The organism is Micromonospora globosa (assembly GCF_000717585.1).
Classification (GTDB): Bacteria; Actinomycetota; Actinomycetes; order Mycobacteriales; family Micromonosporaceae; genus Micromonospora; species Micromonospora aurantiaca.
This window is the reverse complement of record NZ_JNZR01000009.1, coordinates 49,414-72,827: the sequence shown is the minus strand read 5'-3', so window position 1 is coordinate 72,827 and position 23,414 is coordinate 49,414. Positions and strand designations below refer to the sequence as shown.

Annotated in this window: 19 protein-coding genes; 18 read left to right on the top strand and 1 reads right to left on the bottom strand. The window is 72.4% G+C overall.

The annotated features are described in order from the left end of the window. Window positions 1-339: 339 nt before the first annotated feature. Complete coding sequence (locus IF06_RS0111470) at window positions 340-1,527, bottom strand: ROK family transcriptional regulator (protein WP_030270852.1); 1,188 nt, start codon at window positions 1,525-1,527, stop codon at window positions 340-342. A 370-nt stretch (window positions 1,528-1,897) separates the two neighbouring features. Between IF06_RS0111470 and IF06_RS0111465 the strand changes: the two genes are divergently transcribed. The 18 genes from IF06_RS0111465 to IF06_RS0111380 all read left to right on the top strand — a co-directional run bounded on the left by IF06_RS0111465 (window position 1,898) and on the right by IF06_RS0111380 (window position 23,412). After that, window positions 1,898-3,013, top strand: coding sequence for a substrate-binding domain-containing protein (locus IF06_RS0111465; protein ID WP_030270851.1), 1,116 nt, complete (start codon window positions 1,898-1,900; stop codon window positions 3,011-3,013). 109 nt (window positions 3,014-3,122) lie between these two features. After that, window positions 3,123-4,115 (top strand): phosphotriesterase family protein, encoded by a 993-nt coding sequence (locus IF06_RS0111460; protein WP_030270850.1) that lies wholly within the window; start codon window positions 3,123-3,125, stop codon window positions 4,113-4,115. Beyond that, the gene (locus IF06_RS0111455) at window positions 4,115-5,092 is read left to right on the top strand and encodes an ROK family protein (RefSeq protein ID WP_030270849.1); all 978 of its coding nucleotides are present in this window, start codon (window positions 4,115-4,117) and stop codon (window positions 5,090-5,092) included. Before IF06_RS0111460 ends, IF06_RS0111455 begins: the two co-directional genes overlap by 1 nt. Further along, window positions 5,093-6,073, top strand: a complete 981-nt coding sequence (locus IF06_RS0111450; RefSeq protein WP_013285145.1) for an ABC transporter permease — start codon at window positions 5,093-5,095, stop codon at window positions 6,071-6,073. 19 nt (window positions 6,074-6,092) lie between these two features. Further along, window positions 6,093-7,355 (top strand): alanine racemase, encoded by a 1,263-nt coding sequence (locus tag IF06_RS0111445; protein ID WP_030270848.1) that lies wholly within the window; start codon window positions 6,093-6,095, stop codon window positions 7,353-7,355. Next, the gene (locus IF06_RS0111440) at window positions 7,355-8,143 is read left to right on the top strand and encodes an ATP-binding cassette domain-containing protein (protein WP_030270847.1); all 789 of its coding nucleotides are present in this window, start codon (window positions 7,355-7,357) and stop codon (window positions 8,141-8,143) included. The genes IF06_RS0111445 and IF06_RS0111440 overlap by 1 nt, the downstream gene beginning before the upstream one ends. A gap of 277 nt (window positions 8,144-8,420) precedes the next feature. Continuing rightward, window positions 8,421-10,076 (top strand): ABC transporter substrate-binding protein, encoded by a 1,656-nt coding sequence (locus tag IF06_RS0111435; RefSeq protein ID WP_030270845.1) that lies wholly within the window; start codon window positions 8,421-8,423, stop codon window positions 10,074-10,076. Between the two features lie 15 nt (window positions 10,077-10,091). Then, window positions 10,092-11,102 carry an ABC transporter permease gene (locus IF06_RS0111430; RefSeq protein WP_013285149.1) on the top strand — a complete coding sequence of 337 codons (1,011 nt, stop codon included), beginning with the start codon at window positions 10,092-10,094 and terminating at the stop codon, window positions 11,100-11,102. Beyond that, window positions 11,102-11,986, top strand: coding sequence for an ABC transporter permease (locus tag IF06_RS0111425; RefSeq protein WP_030270843.1), 885 nt, complete (start codon window positions 11,102-11,104; stop codon window positions 11,984-11,986). The genes IF06_RS0111430 and IF06_RS0111425 overlap by 1 nt, the downstream gene beginning before the upstream one ends. 2 nt (window positions 11,987-11,988) lie before the next feature. Further along, window positions 11,989-14,022, top strand: a complete 2,034-nt coding sequence (locus IF06_RS0111420) for a dipeptide ABC transporter ATP-binding protein (protein WP_030270841.1) — start codon at window positions 11,989-11,991, stop codon at window positions 14,020-14,022. Further along, complete coding sequence (locus IF06_RS0111415; RefSeq protein WP_013285152.1) at window positions 14,019-16,070, top strand: hydantoinase/oxoprolinase family protein; 2,052 nt, start codon at window positions 14,019-14,021, stop codon at window positions 16,068-16,070. The genes IF06_RS0111420 and IF06_RS0111415 overlap by 4 nt, the downstream gene beginning before the upstream one ends. Continuing rightward, window positions 16,067-17,755, top strand: coding sequence for a hydantoinase B/oxoprolinase family protein (locus IF06_RS0111410; protein ID WP_030270839.1), 1,689 nt, complete (start codon window positions 16,067-16,069; stop codon window positions 17,753-17,755). The genes IF06_RS0111415 and IF06_RS0111410 overlap by 4 nt, the downstream gene beginning before the upstream one ends. Then, window positions 17,748-19,418 (top strand): hydantoinase B/oxoprolinase family protein, encoded by a 1,671-nt coding sequence (locus IF06_RS0111405; RefSeq protein ID WP_013285154.1) that lies wholly within the window; start codon window positions 17,748-17,750, stop codon window positions 19,416-19,418. Before IF06_RS0111410 ends, IF06_RS0111405 begins: the two co-directional genes overlap by 8 nt. Beyond that, window positions 19,415-20,680 carry an amidohydrolase family protein gene (locus IF06_RS0111400; RefSeq protein ID WP_030270837.1) on the top strand — a complete coding sequence of 422 codons (1,266 nt, stop codon included), beginning with the start codon at window positions 19,415-19,417 and terminating at the stop codon, window positions 20,678-20,680. Before IF06_RS0111405 ends, IF06_RS0111400 begins: the two co-directional genes overlap by 4 nt. Next, window positions 20,677-21,090, top strand: a complete 414-nt coding sequence (locus IF06_RS0111395) for a nuclear transport factor 2 family protein (RefSeq protein WP_030270835.1) — start codon at window positions 20,677-20,679, stop codon at window positions 21,088-21,090. The genes IF06_RS0111400 and IF06_RS0111395 overlap by 4 nt, the downstream gene beginning before the upstream one ends. After that, on the top strand, window positions 21,087-22,091 hold the full coding sequence (locus IF06_RS0111390; RefSeq protein ID WP_030270832.1) for a zinc-binding dehydrogenase: 1,005 nt from the start codon (window positions 21,087-21,089) through the stop codon (window positions 22,089-22,091). The genes IF06_RS0111395 and IF06_RS0111390 overlap by 4 nt, the downstream gene beginning before the upstream one ends. After that, window positions 22,088-22,417 (top strand): TIGR04076 family protein, encoded by a 330-nt coding sequence (locus IF06_RS0111385; RefSeq protein WP_013285158.1) that lies wholly within the window; start codon window positions 22,088-22,090, stop codon window positions 22,415-22,417. Before IF06_RS0111390 ends, IF06_RS0111385 begins: the two co-directional genes overlap by 4 nt. Next, window positions 22,414-23,412 (top strand): LLM class flavin-dependent oxidoreductase, encoded by a 999-nt coding sequence (locus tag IF06_RS0111380; protein ID WP_013285159.1) that lies wholly within the window; start codon window positions 22,414-22,416, stop codon window positions 23,410-23,412. The genes IF06_RS0111385 and IF06_RS0111380 overlap by 4 nt, the downstream gene beginning before the upstream one ends. The last annotated feature ends 2 nt before the right edge of the window (window positions 23,413-23,414 follow it).

The following is a 23,414-nucleotide window of genomic DNA, read 5'->3' as shown; positions in this document are numbered from 1 at the left end:
TGGGTGGCGGTGCAGGCCGGACCGTCCGTCGATGCCGACGTCGCCTGCGAAGAGGGCGCGGAGCCGCGCGTGCGGCCGGGGCCGAAGTCGTCCGTGGCCGCCTGCGTCGGCGTGCATCGGCGGAGCGGCCCGGACCGGTCACCGACCGGCGGGGCGGCGAGGAAGGTGCCTCGGGTCGCCTTGCCGATTGCGGGGGTGACGGGGAGCGTGCCCTTCGCTCCCGTGCCGGAACATAGCAGGTTATCGATAACATGTTCAACCGGCCGGGCCCGGAGGAGTGCCGGGTGGGCCGCCGGGTGAGCGCTCACAGGAGCGTACGGCGCGGGCGGCGCCGCCTGCTCAGGCGTGGTCGGCCAGGGCCCGCAGGTCGCAGCCGGCGAGGGCGTCCGGCTGGGGTACGCGGGCCAGGTCGGCCTCCGCGAGCCCGAGTCGCCGGTACGCGGTGTGCAGCGCCGCGACCACGGCGCCCAGCGCGCCGGAGAGGTCGCCGAGTTCCGCGCCGTGCACTGTCGCCTCGGCAGCGGGCACGATCTCGTGCAGCCGGCCGCGCAGCCGGACCAGGTCGGGTGTGAGCGCGTGGGAGATGCCGCCGCCGAGGACGATCACCTCCGGTTCGTAGGCGACCACCGCCGCGGTGAGGATGACCAGCAGCGCCTGCTCGACGTACTGCCGGACCGGCGCCAGGCGGGGGTCGGCCGAGCGGAACACGTCGGCCGCGTTGTCGAACGACAGGCCGAGCTCGCGGGCCCGGGCGAGGATGCCGGAGCCGCTGATGATCCGTTCGAGCGGTGCGCCGAGCGGACCGGCGGGCAGGTGGCCGAACTCGCCGACCAGGCCGCTGCGCCCCCGGAACAGCCGGCGGTCGATGGCGACGCCGGCGCCGAGCCCCGCCCCGATGGTGAGCATCACCGCGGTCTGCGCGTCCCGGGCGGCGCCGAAGCGCAGCTCCCCGAGCAGCGCGTAGTTGGAGTCGTTGTCCACCTCGACCGCGGTGCCCAGGTGCTTCTCCAGCAGCCGCAGGAACAGCGGGTCCTCCACCTGGGGCAGGTTCGGGGCGTTGGAGACCGCCCGGTCGCCCTGCCGGACGGCGCCGGGCAGGCCCACCGCGACGCAGTCGAGCCGTTCCCGGTCGGCGCCGACTGTCGCGACGATCAGGTCGGCCAGCCACTGGGCCAGCCGGGGGGCGTCGTAGTCGGCGGGCGTGGGCACGGTCCGGCCGGTCAGCGGCCGGGCGGCGAGGTCGGCGACGACCAGCCGGACGTTGGAGCCTCCGACGTCGACCCCGCAGACCACGCCGCGTCCGGCGGCGATCGCCACCCGGGTCGCCCGCCGGCCCCGGGTGGTGGTCGGCGCGCCGTCGGTCTCGGTCAGCAGCCCTTCGTCGAGCAGTTGTTCCACGATCCGCGACACGGTGGCGGGGGAGAGGTCGGTCTCCTGGCCGATGGCCGTACGGCTCACCGGACCATGGGTCAGCACGTGGGCCAGCACCGTGGACCGGTTCGCCGCCCGGGGTGCCCGAGATTCCACGCCCACCTCCGCCGATTTTATTTCCGACCGAATGCTAAAGCTGCGCCGGTGGATGAGCAACCACCCCGGGCCATGTCGTCCCGGCGGACTTCCCCGGCGCGCCCCGTCTCCGGCTCCCGCCCGGCCCAAGCGCGAAACCCGAGGTGAAGCGCGGTGGAGGAGTGCCGGACGGAGTGGGTCGAATCTCTGACCAGCACTCTTGACTCCCTGTGATGAACGCGATAATACTTTCACCCTGAACGGAAATAGAGGTCGCCGGCCCCCAGGGACGGCGGCGGGTGCCCCCGCACGCGCCGTGCCGGTCGCATCGGACCCCCGTGTCAGTCCGGAATCACCGGTTCCAGACCCCGTTGCTGTGAAGGGAAGAGCAATGATTCTCAGCCGTAGACGTGGTGCCGCCCTCGGCGCGCTCTGCGCCCTGGCGCTCATGGTCGGCGCCTGCTCGAACGAGACCTCCGGGAGCGGCGGCGCGTCGAGCGGCCCGCGTACCGAACCCAGCCTGTCGTTCGTCGGCCCCGGCGGCGAGACGCCGACCGCCGCCGACCAGCTCTCGCTCACCCCCGAGGAGCGGCAGAAGGTCAAGGACGGCGAGTACTCCGCCGCCTTCGTCTGGCACGAGGGCTCCGCGCTGACCAAGGCCGTGGAGTCCGGCGTCCGCAAGGAGTTCGACCAGCTCGGCATCAAGGTGCTGGCCAGCACCAGCGCCGAGTTCGACGCGGCACGGCAGGCCAACAACGTGCAGACAGTGCTGGCGCTCAAGCCCGACCTGATCGTCACCATCGCCGTCGACCCGACCGCGGCGGCGGCGGCCTTCAAGCCCGCCGTGGACGCCGGCGTCAAGCTCGTCGTGATGACCACCCCGCCGAAGGGCTACAAGTCCGGCGAGCAGATCGTCGGCATCGTCACCGCCGACCTGACCGCGTTCGGCAAGGCCAACGCGGAGATGCTCGGCAAGGCGCTCGGCGGCAAGGGCAAGGTCGGCTACGTCTACCACGACGCCGACTTCTGGTTCACCAACCAGCGGGACAAGGCGTTCAAGGACTGGCTGGGCTACCTCTACCCGGACATCGAGATCGTCGAGGAGGCCGGGTTCTCCGACCCGGCGCGCACCGAGGACATCGCCACCGCGATGCTGACCCGCCACGCCGACCTCAAGGGCGTCTACGTCGCCTGGGCCACCGCCGCCGAGGGCGTGCTCGCCGCGACCCGGCAGCAGGGCCGTACCGACGTCAAGATCGTCACGAACGACCTGGAGGCGAACCTCGCCGTCGACATGGTCAAGGGCGGCAACGTCGCCGGTGTCGTCGCCAACGGCTCGACCCGCCTCGGCGAGAACCTGGGCATCGTGGCCGCGTACGGCCTGCTCGGCAAGAAGGCCCCGGAGCTGGTCGTCGGATCGCCGATGGCCGCCACCAAGGACAACATCGCCGACGCCTGGCGCGACGACTACGGCCAGGAGCCCCCGGCCGAGGTGCTCGGCAACTGACGCCGGGCCGCGAGGTCCGGGGCCTCCCCGAACGGGCCCCGGACCTCGCCGGACGCGGCCCGGCCCACCGCCGGGACCGCGACCACCGCGAGACGAGAGGAAGAAGCACATGGGGTACGTCCAGACAGTCCTCGGGCCGGTGCCTCCCGAGTCGCTCGGCCGGGTGCTGAGCCACGAGCACCTCGGCGCGCTGGTGCCCGGGCCGTGGCTGTCCGGTGGCGCCGGGGACGACCGCGCCGACCTCGCCGCCGGCGCGGTGAACGGACTGCCGGAGCTGGGCTTCGGCACGATCGTGGACCTGTCCCCGTACGAGGTGGTCGGTCACGACGTGACGCTGCTGCGTGAGGTGGCACTGCGTACCGGCCTGCACGTGGTCGCCGGGTCGGCGATCTACCTGGAGCCGTACTCCCCGGGCTGGGCGCTGTCCGCGAGCGTGGACGAGATGCGGGAGCGCTTCGTCGCCGACGCCACGATCGGCGTCGGGGACACCGGGATCAAGGTCGGCATCTTCGGCGAGCAGGCCACCGGCCTGAACGAGATCACCCCGCACGAGGAGAAGTGCCTGCGGGCCGCCGCCCGCGCCCACGTCGCCACCGGCCTGGCGGTGAACACCCACACCACCCACGGCACGATGGCGCTGGAGCAGGTCGAGATCCTGCGCGAGGAGAAGGCCGACCTCTCCCGCGTCGTCATCGGCCACCTGGACATCAACCCCGACCCGGACTACCTGCGGGCCGTGCTGGCCACCGGCGTCAACATCGCCTTCGACACGCTCGGCAAGCAGTTCTGGGACTTCGTACTCGCCCCGCTGCCGGCCGACCCGCCGGAGGGCGAGTTCGCCAAGCGCGCGTACCACCGGCCCGACCGGGCCCGGCTGGACATGCTCGCCGGGCTGGTCCGGGACGGGTACGCCGACCGGATCCTGCTCTCGATGGACCTGACCGGCGCCGAGGCGTACCTGAACCCGGGCACGCACGGCCGCCTCGGGTACTCGTACCTGGGCCGGGAGATCGTGCCGGGTCTCGCCCGGCTCGGTGTGCCGCCGGAGGCGATCGACCAGATGCTGACGGCCAACCCGGCCCGGCTCCTGACGGTCGGCTGATGGCCGCGCATCCGCGTCCGTGCGGCTACGTCGCCGGCGTCGACCTCGGCGGCACCAAGCTGCGGGCCGCGCTCGCCGACCTCGACGGTCTCGTCCTGGCCGAGCAGGTGCAGCCGACCGACCCCCGGGGCGGCACGGCGGTGGCGGCGCAGATCGACGCGCTGCTGCGCGAGCTGGCCGCCCGGGCCGGCGTCGACTGGTCCGACGTGCGGGCCAGCGCGATCGGCCTGCCCGGCGTACCCGACCCGGCCACCGGCGCCATCGAGCTGTCGCCCAACGTCTCCGACCTGGAGGCCCTCGACGTGCGGGCCGAGCTGACCCGCCGGCTGGGCCACCCGGTCGTGCTGGACAACGACGTCAACATGGCCGCCGCCGGGGAGCGGTGGCTGGGCAGCGGTCGTAGCCACCGGCACTTCGTGTTCGTGGCGGTCGGCACCGGCGTCGGTATGGGCATCGTGCTCGACGGCGAACTGGTCCGCGGCGCGCGTGGCGCGGCCGGGGAGATCTCCTACCTGCCCCTGGGCACCGACCCGTTCGACAAGGACAACCAGGTGAAGGGCGCGCTGGAGGAGGCGGTCGCGGGCGCGGCCCTCGCCGCCCGCTACCGCGCGGTGTCCGGCGAGCAGGCGAGCGTGCCCGACGTCTTCGACCGGGCCGCGGCCGGTGACCCGGGCGCCCTCGCGGCCATCGACGAGGAGGCCCGCCTGATCGCCCTGGCGGTCGTCGCGGTCACCGCCGTCCTGGACCCGGAGGCGGTCGTCCTGGGCGGCGGCATCGGCTCCCGTGCCGAACTCGTCGAACCGGTCCGGCGCTGGGTCGCCGCGCTCAGCGCGGACGCCCCGTTGATCAAGACCAGCCGGCTCGGCGACCGGGCCGGCCTGCTCGGCGCCGTCGCGGTCGCCCGCCGGGAGGCCGACGTCCGCGACGACGCACCGGCCCACCGGAACACCTCTTTCCAGACAGCGGAGGGACGATAGATGACCCACACCGATGCGGCGGTGAAGACCAGCGCCGTCCCGGCCTGGCGCCGGATCAACTGGCGCGACTACGTGGTCTACATCGGCTTCGCGGTCGTGTTCCTGTTCTTCGCCATCACCCAGGGCGGCAACGGCTTCCTGACCACGAGCAACCTCACCAACATCGTCATCCAGACCGCGCCGATCACGATCATGGCGGTCGGGCTGGTCTTCGTACTGGCCGCGGGTGAGATCGACCTGTCCATCGGCTCGGTCGTCGCGCTCTCCGCGCTCGTCGGCGCGGTGACGATGCGGGAGACCGACAGCATGCTGCTCGGTGTGGCGGCGGGCCTCGCCGCGGGCGCGGCGGTCGGCCTGGTCAACGGCGTCTTCGTGACGCTCGTCCGGCTGCCCAGCTTCCTGGTCACGCTCGCCACCATGGGCGCGGTGGCCGGTCTGGCCCGCGAGGTCACCGGCCTCCAGTCGGTGCCGGTCAGCAACGACGCGTTCCTGTCCTTCTTCGGCCAGGGCGAGATCCTCGGCATCCCCGGCCTGGTGCTCTGGTCGGTGGCGGCCGCGGTGGTCGGCTACCTCGTGCTGCGGCAGACCCGGTACGGCGCGCACACGCTCGCCATCGGCGACAACGTGGCGGCGGCCCGGGTCAGCGGCATCAAGGTGATCCGCGTCAAGATCATGGTGTTGATGGGCAGCGCGATGTGTGCGGCGCTCGCCGGCCTGCTCTACGCCGGCCGCCTCCAGGGCGCCCGGTACACCCTCGGCGAGGCCGACCTGATGTCCGTCATCGCCGCCGTCATCGTCGGTGGCACCAGCCTCTTCGGCGGCAAGGGCTCGATCATCGGCGCGGTGCTGGGCAGCCTGCTGATGGGCATGCTCAACAACGGCCTGATCCTGGCCGGCCTGTCCGTGTCCCAGCAGATGATGGCGCGCGGCGCGATCATCCTGGTGGCCGTCTCCCTCTCGCTGCGCGAGCGGCGAAGCTGACCCGGAAGGAAGCAACCGCATGTTTCTGGACCTGCTGCGACGCCGCAATCCGGGCCTGCTCGCCGCCGCCGCGAACCTGCACGACAGCGGTGACCTGCCCGCCAACTGCTACGCGCTGGACCTCGACACGGTAGCGGCGAACGCCGCCGCCATCCGGGCCGAGGCCGGCCGGCACGGGCTGTCGGTCTACGCCATGACCAAGCAGGTCGGGCGCAACCCCGACTTCTGCCGGACGGTCCGCGACGCGGGCATCACCGAGGCGGTCGGCGTCGACCTCCAGTGCGCGCTCGCCGACCGGCACGGCGGGCTCGGCATCGGTCACCTCGGTCATCTGGTGCAGATCCCCCGGCACGAGGCCGCGGTCGCCGCCGCGCTCGCGCCCGCGTACTGGACGGTCTTCAACGACGCCAAGGCCGCGGAGGCGGCCGCCGCGAGCGCGGCGGCCGGGCGGGAGCAGGCGCTGCTCGCCCGGATCGCGGCGCCGGGCGACCGGTTCTACCGGGGCCACGAGGGCGGCTGGCCGGCCGAGGAGATCGTCGCTGTCGCCCACCGGCTCGACGCCCTCGACGGCGCCCGGTTCGCCGGGGTCACCAGCTTCCCGACCCAGCTGTTCGATCCGGCCGCCGGGCGGGTCGTGCCGACCCCGAACCTCGGCACCCTGCGGGCCGCCGCCGTGGCGTTGCGCGCCGCCGGGTGGTCGCACGTCGAGATCAACGCCCCGGGTACGACGTCGGCGGCGATCCTGGCCATGCTGGCCGAGGCGGGCGTGACGCAGGTCGAACCCGGCCACGGGCTCACCGGCACGACGCCCTGGCACGCGGTCACCGACCTGGTCGAGGAGCCCGCCGTGCTCTACGTCAGCGAGGTGTCCCACCTGTGGGACGGGCGGGCGTACGTCTTCGGCGGTGGGCTCTACGTCGATCCGGTGCTCGGCCTGGGCGGCACCCGGGCGCTGATCGTGCCCCGGGGCGGTGGTCTCGACGACGCGTACCTGGTCGACGTCGAGATGCCCGCGCCCGAGGCGATCGACTACTACGCGATGGCCGACGTGACGGCCGCGCCGGGCGTCGCACCCGGAGACACGGTCCTGTTCGGGTTCCGGCCGCAGGCGTTCGTCACCCGGGCGCTGACCGCCGGTGTCACCGGTGTGCGGTCGGGCGCCCCGGCCGTGGCCGGTGTGTACGCCGCCGACGGTTCGGCGCCGATCGGGCTGGACGACATCGAGGCGGGCGACGGGCCCGGCACTGGTAACCAGGCGGCTCGCAGCGCAGGGAGGGCATGATGAGCACTGTCATCCACAAGGACGACGCGACCCGGGCGGGCGCCCCGCCGCTGCGGCTGAGCGGCATCCGCAAGCAGTTCGGCGGCGTGGTCGCGATCGAGCGCTTCGACCTGGAACTGGCCGCCGGGCAGATCACCGCGCTGGTCGGCGACAACGGCGCCGGCAAGTCCACCCTTGTGAAGATCATTTCGGGGGTTTACCAGCCCACCGAGGGTGAGCTGGAGATGCACGGGCGCCCGGTGACGTTCCGGGACGCCTCCGACGCCCGGCGGCAGGGAGTCGAGGTGGTCTACCAGGACCTGGCCCTGGCCGACTCGCAGCCGGTCTACATGAACATGTTCCTGGGCCGGGAGCTGACCCGCGGTCCGCTGCGCCTGCTCGACCGGCGCCGGATGGCCCGGGAGACGCAGGAGCTGGTGGACGCGCTGGACGTGCGCATCCCCAGCGCGAAGGCGACGATCCGGGACCTGTCCGGCGGGCAGCGCCAGGCGGTGGCGATCTGCCGCGCCACCGACTGGGCCAGCGGCCTGGTACTGATGGACGAACCGACAGCGGCGCTGGGCGTGGCCGAGACCGCCAAGGTGGAGCAGCTGATCCTGAAGCTGCGGGAACGTGGTGCCGCCGTGCTCGTCGTCAGCCACAACCTGGACCAGGTGTTCCGTATCGCCGACCGGGTGGCGGTGCTGCGCCGGGGACGCCAGGTCGGCGTCCGCGACATCACCGGGACCAGCCGCAACGAGATCGTCTCGATGATCACCGGCGCGTCCGAGGAGACCGGCCACCCCTGAGCCGCGCGGACCGCCGCGCGCACGATGACCCCGGGTGTCCCTCCCGGGGTCATCGGCGTTTCCGGCCCCGTTCGATCCGTCGTACGTAACGTTTCGGTGAACTCATGTGAACGCTGACACCGGGGTCATCCCGCACTTCGGGAGCGCTCTAATTTCACAGCGCGGGCGTGTTCAGTGAACACCGTTCACCCTATTGTTCACTCGTGCCTAATCCGGTAGAACACCAGGTAGGTCCGCAGCTCGGGCCATTCGCCTCGTGCTTCTAGGAGGGCTTCTCATGGCTCGTTCACCCCGTCCGGGCGCCTCCTCGCCCGCGCTCTCCCGCCGCGGCGTCCTGCAGTTGGGTGGCAGCGTCGCGCTCCTGTTCGCCACCGGCGCCTGCGCCGCGGACAGCGGCAGCAAGTCCACGGACGGCAAGTCCAGCGGCGCCTCCGCCAAGACGCTGCGCATCGCCGTCTCCAGCTATCTGTCGAGCTGGGACCAGGACTTCGTCGGTTTCGACCTGACCGCGCTGATGCTCTACAAGAACGTCTTCCCGTACCTGATCGACTACGGGGTCACCAACGCCGGCGGCAGCCAGATCCTCGACACCCAGAACATCACCCCGACGTTCGCCGAGTCGTTCGAGCCGGACGCCGAGCAGAAGGTGTGGACGCTCAAGCTGCGTCGCGGCGTCAAGTTCGCCAGCGGCAACGAGATGAAGGCCGCCGACGTGAAGTGGTCGAAGGACCGCGCGTTCGCCGCCCAGGCCAACGTGGCCGGCGTCTACCGCACCATCGGCCTGACCAGCGCGGACCAGGTCAAGGTCGTCGACGACTACACGGTGGAGTTCCACCAGGCGTTCCCGAGCGCGCTGACCCGGCAGATCCAGGCGATCTCGCTGTACGTCTTCGACTCCGTCGAGGCCAAGAAGCACGCCAGCGGCAGCGACCCCTGGGCCAAGGAGTGGTTCGCGAAGAACCCGCCGACCGGCGGCTACTTCAACGTCGCCAAGGCCACCCAGGGCCAGGAGATCGAGCTCAGCGCGAACACCGGCTACCCGGGCCCGGACCCGGCCAAGACGCCGACCATCCGGATCTCCGTGGTGCCGGCCGCCTCCAACCAGCGGCTCCAGCTCCAGGCCGGTGACATCGACATCGCCCTGGGCATCAGCCAGCGCGACATCCAGGACCTCAAGAAGGCGGCCGGCATCAAGGTCATCTCGGCGGCCAGCAACCGCCAGGTCGCCATCCAGATGTCGGTGACCGCCGCGCCGTTCAACGACGTGAACATCCGCAAGGCGCTCGCGTACGCGGTGCCCTACGAGCAGATCATCAACAACGTGTACGGCGGCGACGCCCGCGCGGCCAAGAGCCCGGTCCCGCTGGACATGCCCGGCTACGACGAGAGCGGCTACCCGTTCACCTACGACCTGGAGAAGGCGAAGGCCGCCATGGCCGCCGCCGGCCGGGCGTCGCTCGACTCCGAGCTGGTCTTCGAGGCCGACAACGAGGAGCAGCAGAAGATCGCCGTCCAGGTGCAGGGCGAGGCGGCGAAGGCGGGCATCCGGCTCAAGCTGACCCCGCTGGACCCGGCCACCCTGGGCGAGCGGCGGACGAAGAAGAACATCCCGCTCCAGATCACCTCCGGGCAGCTCTGGGTGGACGACGTCGAGTACATGCTGGCGACGAGCTTCGTCAAGGGCGCCAACCTCAACTACTCGAACTACAGCAACCCGGAGATCGAGCAGATCTACGAGAAGTCGCACACCACTGTCGACACGGCCGCCCGCAACGCGCTGTGGAAGCGGGTCCAGGAGATCCTCGCCGCCGACGTGCCGTGGGTGGTCATCTGCCAGCCCAACTTCAACCTGCCCGTCCGGGAGTCCGTCGCCGGCTGGGTGCAGCCGATGGACGGCCTCGCCCGCCTGCGCTACCTGAGCGCTTCGGCCTAGGGACGTCACCCACCCATGCGCATCTTCCGGTTCGTCGTCAGGCGACTACTCCAGCTGATCCCCGTTCTGCTCGGAGTGGTCGTCCTGGCCTTCCTCCTGGTCCGAGTGCTGCCGGGCGACCCGGTCCGCAGCATCCTCGGGCAGAACGCCACAGAGGAGGACGCCGCCGCGGCCCGTGCCCGCTTCGGGCTGGACCAGTCCCTGTGGCAGCAGTTCCTCGACTACCTCGGCGGGCTGCTGACCGGTGACTTCGGGACGTCGATCCAGAGCGGCAGCTCCGTGGGCTCGGAGATGGCGCTGCGGGTGGGTCCGACCCTGGAACTCGTCGTCATCTCGGTGAGCATCGCGCTCGTGGTGGCGACGGTGCTGGGCATCTGGTCGGCCAAGCGGGCCAACCGGGCCGGCGACCACAGCGTCCGGATCTTCGCGCTGGTCGGCAACTCCGTACCGGAGTTCTGGCTCGGCCTGGTGCTGGTGCTCGTCGGCTACAGCATCCTCGGCTGGTTCCCGGCCCCCAACGGACGCGTCGACCCGGACACCGGCCTGACCCCCCTCACCGGCGCCGACCTCGTCGACGCCGTCCTCACCGCCAACGGGCCGGCGATCGCCTCGGCCGCGGCGTACCTGGTGCTGCCGGTGCTGACCCTCGTGGTCGGCGTGGTCGCCCCGCTGCTGCGCAGCGTCCGGGCCTCCGCGCTGGAGGTGCTGCACTCGGAGTCGTACGCCGCGGCGAAGGCGCACGGGCTGCGCGACCGCACGCTGCACTACGGCTACCTGCTGCGGGCGACGCTGGTCCGGCTGCCGTCGCTGGCCGCGCTGGTCTTCGGTACGGCGATCGGCTCCACCGTGCTCGTTGAGTACGTGTACTCGTGGCAGGGCTTCGGCCAGTGGGCCCTGCGCGGCCTGCTCTACCGGGACTACCCGGTGGTGCAGGCGTCGGTGCTGGTCATCGCGCTGTGCTACGTGCTGGTGTTCCTCATCGCCGACGTGGTCCACGCGATCCTCGACCCGAGAGTGAGGCTCTGATGGCCGAGCTGCGAACCGTCCCCGACGGTCCCGCCGCCGCGCCGGTGGTCGTGCCCGGCGGCGACCGGGACAGCCGATTCGCCCGCCGCATGATCATCGCCGGGGCGAGCATCCTGTCGGTGGTCGCGCTGCTGGCGGTGTTCGCGCCGCTGCTGAGCCAGTGGGGCGAGACCGAGATCGACGCGGCGAACACGCTCGTCGCGCCGGGCGGCAGCCACCTGCTCGGCACCGACGGCAACGGCATGGACATCTGGAGCCGGGTGCTCTACGCCGCCCGGCTCGACCTGGGCATCGCGCTGGCCGCCGTGGCGCTCGCGGTGGTCGTCGGCACGCTGCTCGGCCTGGTCGCCGGCTACTTCGGCGGCTGGCTCGACGACGTGCTGATGCGGGTGGTCGACATCTTCCAGTCGTTCCCCACGTTCATCCTGGCGCTCGCGGTGGCCGCGCTGCTCGGCAACGGCACGATCAACCTGATCATCACGATCGCGGCGGTGAACGCGCCGGCGTACGCCCGGCTGGTCCGCGCCGAGGTGCGGTCGCTGCGGGAACTGCCGTTCGTGGATGCCGCGATCACCTCCGGAGCGTCACCGATCGGCGTGCTCTGGCGGCACCTGCTCCCCAACAGCCTCACCCCGGTCCGGGTGATCGCGCCGCTGAACTGCGGCTGGGCCATGCTCACTTTGGCCGGGCTCTCCTTCCTCGGCCTGGGCGTGAGCATCCCCGAGGCGGAGTGGGGCGCCATGATCAGCCTGGGTGCCGCGGACGTGGTCGGCGGCCGGTGGTGGACCTCGGTCCCGCCCGGCCTGGCCCTGTTCGTCTGCGTCCTGGGGTTCAGCCTGCTCGGCGAAGGCCTGCAGGACCGCGCGAACGCGAAGCGGCGGTGACCATGCTGTCGATCGAGAACCTCTCCGTGACGATCCGCCGGCCCGGCCGGCAGGTCGCCGCGCTCAGCGGCGTCAGTTTCGCCGTCCGGCCCGGCGAGGTCGTCGGCCTGGTCGGCGAGAGCGGCGGCGGCAAGAGCATGGTGGCCCGCGCCGTCGTCGGGCTGCTGCCCGGCGGCTCGCACGCCACCGGCCGGGTGCTGTTCGGCGACTCGGACGTGCTGCGGATGGACGACACCGCGCTCGCCGCCCACCGCGGGCGCGGGGTGGCGATCTGCTTCCAGAACCCGCGCGGCGCGCTCAGCCCCACCCGCACCATCGGCAAGCAGCTCGTCGACCGGCTCGCCACCCACCAGGACATGTCCGGCGACCGGGCCCGGGAGGCGGCGCGCGAGCTGTTCGAGGCGGTCGGCATCCGCAGCCCGCAGCGGCGGCTCGACGCGTACGCCCACGAGCTGTCCGGCGGCATGGCCCAGCGGGTGATGATCTCGCTGGCCACCGGCTGCGCGCCGGAGCTGCTGATCGCCGACGAGCCGACCACCGGCCTGGACGTGACCCTGACCCGGGAGATCCTGCGTCAGTTCCGGCACGCCGCCGACACCGACGGCCGGGGCGTCCTGCTGATCTCGCACGACCTGGCCTCCATCGCGGAGGTCTGCGACCGGGTGGTGGTGCTATACGCCGGCACCGTGGTGGAGAGCGGACCGGCCGCGCAGGTGCTGCGGGATCCCGCGCACCCGTACACCCGGGCGCTGCTGCGTTCGGTGCCGGACGTCGGCGGCCGGCCGGTCGTCGCCACTCCCGGCGCCATGCCGCTGCTGACGCAGGAGCCGCACAACTGCCCGTTCGTCGCCCGGTGCGCGCACGCCGACGGCACCTGCTCGTCCCGGCGCCCGGCCACAGTGCCGGTACCCGGTGGCGGCGAGTGGTCGCTCGCCTGCTTCCACCCGCAGACCCGGCCGCTGGACGCCGACGTGCCGCAGGTGTCGCACACGCCGGCAGCGTCCGGCGCGGTCTCGGCCGGCGCGGACGCGAAGCCCGCCGTGCTGGAGATCGAGGACGCGCACGTCGTCTACCGCAGCCGGTTCGGTTCCGGCGGGCACCACGCGCTGCGCGGCGTCACGCTGCGGCTCGGGCCGGGCGAGACGCTCGGTGTGGTGGGCGAGAGCGGCTGCGGCAAGAGCACCCTCGCGAAGCTCGTGATGGGCCTGGTCGCGCCCACGTCCGGCACCGTCACGGTCGCCGGGCAGGCACTGGTCAAGCAGCCGGGCCGCCCCCGTCCGCGGGGCCGGGCACTGCGCCGGGCACGGACCCGGGCCCAGCTCGTGTTCCAGGACCCGATCGGCTCGCTCAGCCCGCGCCGTCCCGTCGGCGACTCCATCGCCGAGCCGCTGCGCGCCGCGGGCCTGTCCCCGGCGCAGCGGGAGGAGCGCGTCACCGCCGTGCTGGACCGGATGGAGCTGGACCGGTCGATCCTCCAGCGCTACCCGCACGAGCTGTCCGGTGGTCAGGCGCAACGCATCGGCATCGCCCGCGCGCTGGTCGGCGAGCCGGACCTGATCGTCTTCGACGAGCCGACCTCGGCGCTGGACGTCACCGTCCAGGCGCAGATCCTCGACGTGATCGCCGACGTGGCCGCCGACGCGGAACGCGCCTCGGTGTTCATCTCCCACGACCTGGCCACCGTGCGCGGGTTCGCCGACCGCGTCGTGGTGCTCTACCTCGGCCGGGTCGTCGAGGAGGGGCCGGTGGACGTCGTCTTCGACACGCCCCGGCACCCGTACACCCGCGCGCTGCTGGGCAGCGCCCCCCGCCTCGGCGGGACGACCGGGTCCGACGGCGAGGCCGTCGAGCTGGTCAAGGACCTGGAGGAAGCCGACGCCGCGACCGGGTGCCCACTGGCCGCCCGGTGCCCGTTCGTCACCGACCGGTGCCGAGCGGAGCAGCAGGAGCTTCAGTCGTACGGCGAGAGCCGGGCCGCCTGCTGGCGCGTTCCCGAGCTTCCCGCCCTCATCGGAAGGCAGGCTGTCACGCCATGACCCGTCGCCCCATCCGGCTCGCCGTCGACATCGGCGGGACCTTCGTGGACGCCATGGAGCTGGACACTCGCACCAACCGGGTCCGGTTCCGCAAGGCGGCCACGACCCCGGCCCGGCCTGCGGACGGTGTCCTCAACGCGATCACCGCGCTCGGCACCGACCTGTCCGAGGTGGAGCTGTTCATCCACGGCACCACCCTCGGCCTCAACGCGGTGCTGGAACGCCGTGGTGGCCGTACCGGCATCATCACCAACGAGGGCTTCCGGGACGTCTTCCTGATCGGCCGCGGCAACGTGCCGTCCGACCACATGTACGACTTCCAGTACCAGCGGCCGGAGAGCCTGGTGCAGCGCCGCTTCACCGCCGGTGTGCGGGGCCGGCTGGACTACCGGGGCCGCGTGGTGGAGCCGCTGGACCCGGACAGCGTCCGGGAGGCCGCCCGCACGCTCGTGGTGGACCAGCAGGTCACCTCGATCGCCATCTGCTTCCTGCACTCGTTCCTCGACCCGAGCCACGAGCGGGAGGCCGCGCGCCTGATCCACGAGGAGTTCCCCGAGGTCAGCCTGTCGCTGTCGACCGACATCGTGCGCGAGTACCGGGAGTACGAGCGCACCAGCACCACGGTGCTGGAGGCGTACATCCGGCCGATCTTCGAGCGGTACGTGGACGAGCTGGAGGCCGGCCTGGCCGAGCGCGGCTTCTCCGGGCGCTTCCTGATCATGCGCTCCGGCGGCGGCTCGATGACCAGCGCGGTCGCCAAGACCGCCCCCACGCACACGGTGCTGTCCGGCCCGGCCGGCGGCATCGTCGGTGCCGCCTACGTCGCCTCCGAGCTGGGCCGCGACAACGTGCTCACGTTCGACATCGGCGGCACCTCGCTGGACGCCTGCGTGATCGAGCGCGGCAACCCGGTCGCCGCGTACGAGGCCCAGCTGGAGCATTTCCCGCTGCTCATCCCGACGTACGACATCCGTACCATCGGCGCCGGCGGCGGCTCGATCGCCTGGCTCGACCACGGCCTGCTCAAGGTCGGCCCGCAGAGCGCCGGCGCCGACCCCGGCCCGGTCTGCTACGGCCGTGGCGGCACCAAGCCGACTGTCACCGACGCGGCGGTGGTGCTCGGCTACATGGACCCGGACCGCTTCCTCGCCGGCACCATGGGGCTGCGCGACGCCGAGGCGCGCGCCGCGATCCAGGAGCAGCTCGCCGACCCGCTCGGCCTGAGCGTGGAGAACGCGGCGGCGGGAGTGTTCGACGTGCTGCTGGCCCGCACCGTCGGCGCGGTCCGGCAGATCACCGTCGAGCGGGGGCACGACCCCCGGCAGTTCGCGCTGCTCGCGTTCGGTGGCGCCGGCCCGCTGCTGGCACCGCTGCTGGCCCGGGAGATGGGCATCGGCGAGGTGGTCGTGCCGTTCGCGCCGTCCGGCTTCTCCGCCTGGGGCATGCTCTCGGCCGACATCGTCAACGACTTCAGCCGTACCGTGATGGCCACGCTCGACGACGCCGACCTGTCGGAGCTGGAGCAGCTGTTCAAGGCCGTTGAGGCCGAGGCGGTCGCGTCGCTGGTGGCGCAGGGCGTGCCGGCCGGCGAGGCGGTACTGGAGCGGCAGTTCGAGCTGCGCTACCTCGGCCAGGAGCACAGCCTGATGGTCACCGTCGGGCGTGAGCTGGACCGTGACGCGATCCGCGCCGCGTTCGACGAGACGCACCGCACCCGGTACGGCCACACCATGGGCAACCCGCTCCAGATCCTCAACCTGCGGGTACGCGGCATCGGGCGCACCGACCGGCCGGAGCTGGAGACCCTGCCGCGCGGCGACGGCGACCCGTCGCAGGCGCTGCTGGCGCACCGCGACGCCTACGACTTCGGGCAGCAGGCGGTGGTGCCGTTCGCGGTCTACGACCGGGCCCGCCTGGAGCCGGGCGACACCTTCGACGGACCGGCGCTGATCGACGAGGGCACCTCCACCACAGTGGTGCCCAGCGGCCAGCGGGTCACCGTCGACGACCACGGATACCTGCTCGTCACCCTGGAGGAAGCCGCATGACCACGCTGGACGGAGCCCAGGTCGAGGTCGTCCGCAGCTATCTGCTGTCGGCCGCGGAGGAGATGCGGGCCACCCTCATCCGTACCTCCTTCAACCCGGTCATCTACGAGGTGCACGACTTCGGCCTGTCGATGTACGACGCCGACCTGCGGCTGGTCGCCGAGGCCACCGGGCTGACGTTCTTCCTCGGCGCGAACGACTTCTCGCTGCGCAAGGGCGTGGAGTACGTGGGCCGGGAGAACCTGCACCGCGGTGACGTGGTGCTGCTCAACTACCCGTACTGGAACGCGGCGCACGCGTTCGACGCGACGCTGTTCGCGCCGGTGTTCCGGCCGGACGAGGCGGACCCCGACGCGGACGGCGACCTGGTCGGCTTCCTCTGCGTCCGCGCGCACTGGATGGACCTGGGCGCCAAGGACCCCGGCTACGTGCTTGACTCGACCGACATGCATCAGGAGGGGCTCATCTTCCCGGGCACCAAGGTCGTGTCCCGGGGCGAGCCGGTGCGCGAGATCCACGAGCTGATCCGGTTCAACTCGCGGATGCCGGACGCGGTGCTGGGTGACCTGCACGCGCAGATCGCCGCGCTGCGCACCGGCGAGCGGCGGATGCTGGAGATCATCGAGAAGTTCGGCCGGGACACCGTGAACCAGGCGATCGACCGGATCATCACCGACGGTGAGGCCCGCGCCCGCGCGGCGCTGGCCACGCTGCCGCAGGGCACCTGGACCGCCGAGGACTGGGTGGACGACGACGGCATCAGCGACGACCCGGTGAAGATGCGCGTTACCGTCACCATCGCCGACGGGCGCTTCGTCGTCGACTTCGCCGGTTCGGCGCCCGCCACCCGCGGCCCGATCAACATGCCGTTCGGCGCGACCGAGGCGATCTGCAAGGTCGTGCTGAAGTCGCTCACCTCCCGGGACGAGCCGTCGAACGCCGGCACCGTGGCGCCGCTGGAGGTGCGGGCCGAGCCGGGCACGCTGTTCCACGCCGTCTACCCGCAGCCGACGTTCACGCTCTGGACCGGCATCGTCGCGGTGGAGCTGATCCTCAAGGCGCTGGCCCAGGGCATGCCGGACCTGCTGCCCGCCTCCTCCGGCGGCGACGTGCCCGGCTTCATGATGGTCGGCCTGCACCCGGACACCGGGAAGATGTTCGCGGTCAGCAACAACGACCTGGTGGGCTGGGGCGGCACCGCGCAGCACGACGGGATGGACGCCGCCACCCACGTCTCCGGCAGCACCGGCCGGGGCACCCCGATCGAGGTCATGGAGGCCAAGACCGGGATGTTCTTCGAGCGCTGGGAGATCCGCGAGGACTCCGGTGGCGCCGGCCGGTTCCGTGGTGGTTGCGGCCTGCGGCGGGACATCCGGTTCGTGACGCCCGGTGAGTTCCTCACCGTCATCAAGAAGACGAAGAGCGCGCCGTGGGCGCTCGACGGCGGCTTGCAGCCGGAGCCGAACCAGATCGTGGTGTTCCCGGGCACCGACCGCGAGCACCGGGTGAGCACCAAGCGCACGACGGTCGCTGTGGGCGACCGGGTCACCCTTCTGACCGCCGGTGGCGGCGGGCACGGCGACCCGCGCGGCCGCGACCCCGAGGCGGTCCGGCGCGACGTGGCCGAGGGCTACGTCTCCCCGGAGGCGGCCCGGGACGTCTACGGAGTGGACGTCGATGGGTGAGCCGACGGTCGACGGGGCAACCGTCGAGGTCGTCCGCAGCCATCTCGTCTCGGCCGCCGAGGAGATGCGGGCCGCGCTGGTGCGCACCGCGTTCAACCCGGTGATCTACGAGGTGTACGACTTCGGCATCTCCGTCTACGACCGGCGGCTGCGGCTGGTCGCGGAGTCGACGGGATTGTCCCGCTTCCTCGGCGCCAACGACTACTCCCTGCGCAAGGGCGTCGAGTACGTCGGCGTGGAGAACCTGCACCGCGGCGACGTGGTGCTGCTCAACTACCCGTACTGGAACGCGGCGCACACGTACGACGCGACGATGTTCGCGCCGGTGGTGCTGCCGGACAGCGAGGAGCTGATCGGTTTCCTGTGCATCCGGGCGCACTGGATGGACCTGGGCGCCAAGGATCCCGGTTACGTGCTCGACTCCACGGACATGCACCAGGAGGGGATCATCTTCCCCGGCACGAAGGTGTACTCCCGGGGCGAGCCGGTGCCGGAGATCCACGAGCTGATCCGGTTCAACTCACGGATGCCGGAACTCGTCCTCGGCGACCTCAACGCGCAGATCGCCGCGCTGCGTACCGGTGAGCGGCGGGTGACCGAGTTGTACCGCGACTACGGTCCGGCGGTGGTCGACGCGGTCGTCGACCGGGTGATCGACGCCGCCGCGCGGCGCGCCGGGGAGGCGGTGGCCGCGCTGCCGCAGGGCAGCTGGACCGCCGAGGACTGGCTCGACGACGACGGGGTCAGCGACGACCCGATCCGGATGCGGGTCACCGTCACCGTCGCCGACGGCGAGTTCACAGTGGACTTCGCCGGGTCGTCCCCGGCGGTGCCCGGGCCGGTGAACCTGCCGCTGGGCGCGACCATCGCCACCTGCCGGGTCGCGTTCAAGGGCGTCACCACGCCGCACGAGCAGACCAACGCCGGGCACTTCGCGCCCCTGCGGGTACGCGCCGAGCCCGGTACGTTGTTCCACGCGCAGTATCCGGCCGCCACGTTCACCCAGTGGACCGGCACCGTCGCGCTGGAGCTGATCCTCAAGGCGCTGGCGCAGGGCATGCCGGACCGGCTGGCCGCCTCCTCCGGGGGCGACGTGCCCGGGTTCATGATGGTCGGCCGGCACCCGGACACCGGCGACATGTTCGCGGTCAGCAACAACGACCCGGTCGGCTGGGGCGGCACGCCCCGGCACGACGGCATCGGACCGGCGAACCACCTGTGCCAGACCCAGGCGCGCAACACGCCGGTTGAGGTGCTGGAGTCGAAGACCGGGATGTTCTTCGAGCGCCTGGAGATCCGTACCGACTCCGGTGGCGCCGGCCGGTTCCGGGGTGGGTGCGGCCTGCGGCGGGACATCCGGTTCGTGACGCCGGGTGAGTTCCTGTCGGTGATCAAGAAGACGAAGAGCGCGCCGTGGGCGCTGGCCGGCGGCGAGCAGCCGGAGCCGAACCAGGTGGTCGTCTTCCCGGGCACGGACCGGGAGCACCGGGTGAGCACACGGCGTACCGCGGTGGCGGTGGGGGATCGGGTGACGTTGCTGACCGCCGGTGGCGGCGGGCACGGTGACCCGAGGAGTCGGGATCCGGAGGCGGTGCGACGGGACGTGGCCGAGGGCTACGTCTCTGCGCGGGCCGCCCGAGACGTTTATGGAGTGATCGCGTGAGTGCCGCCTATTCGCCCGAACAGCCGAGCGTGCTGCTCGGCAACTGCACAGTGCTGGACGCCCGCGTGGTGGACGGCATGGCGCCCGTGACCGGCGCCGGGGTGTGGGTCCGGGGTGACCGGATCGCCGCCGTCGGGCCGTACGCCGAGGTGGCCGAGCAGGCGCGGGCCGCCGGCCGGCTGACCGAGGTGGACCTCGACGGCGCGTACGTGACGCCCGGCCTGGTCAACATGCACACCCACTTCTCGCTGTCGCTGCCCGGCTCCGCCGGCGACGACGTCAAGGGGATGGGCGCGTACGACCTCGCCCACTACATGGCCGACGGGGCACGGCGCACGCTGCACACCGGCGTGACCACCGTGCGCTGCGTGGCGGAGAAGGACCACGCCGACTTCGCGCTGCGGCGGGCGATCAACGCCGGGCGTGTCCCGGGTCCGCGCATCTACACCGCCGGACGGGCGCTGGTGTGCACCGGCGGGCACGGCCACGAGGGCAACGACACGCTCGAGTGCGACGGCCCGGTCGGCTTCCGACAGGGCGTGCGCAGCCAGATCAAGGCCGGCGCGGACCTGATCAAGGTGATGATCTCGGGCGGCATCGCCGGTGAGCACGAGAGCATCCACACGCCGCAGCTCTTCGCCGACGAGATGACGGCGGCGATCGAGACCGCGCACGCGTGGGGCCGCAAGGTGACAGCGCACGCCGGACCGGCCGAGGTGATCGGCGCGGCGGTCGAGCTGGGACTGGACTGTGTGGAGCACGGCTACCAGCTCACCCCGCAGGTCGCGGCGCGGATGGCCGAGCGTGGCACGGCGCTCGTGCCGACGCTGCTGGTGACGCGCTGCAAGGAGTTCTTCGACGAGCTGGGCGTGCCGGAGTGGATGCAGTGCCGGTCGCTCGGCGCCGGCCCCCGGCACCTGGAGAGCTTCGAGATGGCCATCGCCGCGGGCGTGGAGGTGCTGCTCGGCAGCGACGTCCCCCCGTTCTGGGAGTTCGAGGGCACCACCGCCTCGATCCGGGAGCTGGAGTACATGTCCGAGCGGATCGGCGCCGCGCGGGCCATCCACGCCGGCACGCTCGGCCCGATCCGGTGGCTCGGCGCCGAATCCGATCTCGGCACGGTCGAGGCCGGCAAGCTCGCCGACCTGATCGCGACCGACGCCGACCCGCTCGCCGACACCTCGGCGTTCCGGGACGTGCGGTGGGTGATGAAGGGCGGGCAGATCGCCCGCGACGACCGTAACCAGGAGGAGACGCGATGACGTTCGCGCAGGCAGGCGCGGCGGAGATCGCCGCCGGCATCGACGACATGTACGACGCGTTCCTCGCGGGGGACCAGCAGCGGTTCGACACGCACCTGGACCCCGACGTGACCACCTGGGAGACGCACCTGCCCGGGCCGCTGCGGACCCGGGCCGAACTGGACGAGTACCGCGCCCGGCGCGACGCCGCGGGGCAGCGGCCCCGGCTGGCGGTGCTCGCCCCGCGGGACAAGCGCATCGACGTGTGGGAGGACTTCGGCGTGGCCCGGTACGAGCTGGTCTCGCAGCTCGGCCCGGACGACGAGCCGGAGATCACCCGGGTCACCGACGTGGTGCGCCGGATCGACGGCCGCTGGGTGATCGTGCACCACCACGCCGAGCTGGTCCGGGAACCGGTGGGCGCGGCGTGATCCGGCGGCTGGTCGCCGGGCGGACCGGTGAGCCGGCGGACGTGCTGTCGGTCGCCGACCTGCCCGACGACCCGCCGCCCGGCCCCGGTGAGGTGCAGCTCGCCGTCCGTACGGTCGGGCTGAACTTCCTGGACGTCATGCTCTGCCGGGGCGAGTATCCGGTGCGGCCGGACCCGCCGATGACACCCGGCGTGGAGACGGCCGGCCGGGTCGTCGCCGCCGGCGCCGGGGCCGAGCACCTGCTGGGTCAGGAGGTGCTCGCCTGCCCGGCGCTGCCGCGCGGCGCGCTCGGCAGCACGGTGACTGTGGACGCCGCGGTGGTGGTGCCGCGACCGTCCACCGTCGATCCGGTCACCGCGGCGGCGCTGCCGGTCACCTACCAGACGGCGTGGTTCGCGCTGGAACGATCCGGTCTCACGGCCGGGCAGACGGTGCTGGTGCACGCGGGCGCCGGCGGGGTGGGCATCGCCGCGATCCAGCTGGCCGTCGCCCGTGGCGCGCGGGTCCTGGCCACCGCCGGCGGTCCGGCCAAGATCGCGATCTGCCGCGACCACGGCGCCCAGGTGGCGATCGACTACACGGCGGACGACTTCGTGCCCGCCGTGCTCGCGGCCACCGGCGGGCGGGGCGTGGACGTCGTCGTGGACCCGGTGGGCGGCGACGTGTTCGCCCGCTCCTGGGAGTGCCTCGCGTTCGAGGGACGCCTGGTGGCGGTGGGCGCCGCCGGTGGCGCACCGCCGCCTGTCGACCCGCTGCGGCTGATGGCGGCGAACGCGACGCTCGTCGGCCTGTCCTGGGGCTCGCAGTACCCGTGGCGGCGGGCCAGTGCCGTCGAGGCCGCCTACCAGGAGCTGTTCGACATGTGCGCCTCCGGCGCGGTCCGGCCGCCGGTCAGCCGCGTCGTCTCGCTGGACGAGGCGCCCGCGGCGCTCACCGAACTGGCCGAACGCCGGACCACCGGCAAGATCATCGTACGGATCGACAAGGGGGAGGGGCCGTGAGCGACAGCGCCGACGGCGACATGGAGATCTACGACCTGAAGGTGACAGTCGACCGGATCGAGGGCCGGTCGGTGTGCGGCATGGCCGTGGGCGACCACTTCGAACTGACAAACAGCGCGCACCTGCGGCTGCCCGAGGGAAAGCACTTCTGCGTGTACGCGCTCGCCTCGGTGCTGCCCTTCCTCGCCGCCAAGCAGCGTGACCTGGCGCCGGGGGACTGGCTGGCCCAGGACTCCCACTTCATCTGCCCCGACCCGGAGGAGCGGCTCGTCATGAAGGTGGAACGGACCTGCCGGCGCACGATGAACTCGGCGGACCTGACATGACCGTCGAGATCGGACTCGGCCTCCAGAGCGACAAGCCGGCCGGCGCCTACGCCCGGCTGGCCCGCGCCGCCGAGGCGCACGGCTTCGACGTGCTCACCGTCTTCGGCGACCTGATGTACCAGCCGCCGATCTTCCCGCTGCTGGAGATGGCACAGGCGACCGAACGGGTACGCCTCGGCGCGGCCTGCCTGAACCCGTACTCGATGGCGCCGTACGAGATCGCCGGTCAGATCGCCGCCCTGGACCTGGCCTCGCACGGGCGGGCCTACCTGGGCCTGGCCCGGGGGACCTGGCTGGGCGCTGTCGGCCTGCCGCAGCCGCGGCCGCTGACCACGATCGAGGAGGCCGTCCAGGTCGTCTACCGCCTGCTGCGCGGCGACCGCAGCGGCTTCACCGGAAAGGTCTTCTCGCTCGCCCCCGGCACCGCCCTGCGCTACGACGTGCAGCGGCCCGACCCGCCGCTGCTGCTCGGCGCGTGGGGCCCGCAGGGCGCGGCGCTGGCCGGGCGGATCGCCGACGAGATCAAGGTGGGCGGCAGCGCCAACCCGGACATGGTCCCGGTGATCCGCGAACGGCTGCGAACCGGCGCGGAGAAGGCCGGGCGCGACGTCGCGGACGTCGGCATCGTGCTCGGCGCTGTCACAGTCGTCGACACCGACGGCGAGGTGGCCCGCGCCAAGGCCCGCACCGAGGTGGCCATGTACCTGGCGGTGGTGGCCGAGCTGGACCCGACCGTCGAGATGCCCGACGACCTGGTCAAGCGCGTCGGCGAGCTGGTCGACGCGGGCGAGGACGAGGCGGCGGGCCGGCTGATCCCGGACGACGTGCTCGACCGGTTCGCCTTCTCCGGCACCCCGGAGCAGGTCGCCGCGCAGGCCCAGGCGCTCATCGACGCGGGCGTGCGCCGGGTCGAGTTCGGCACGCCGCACGGCCTCACCGACGAGCGCGGCGTCGACCTGCTCGGCTCGGCCGTCCTGCCGTTGCTGCGCAGGTGAGT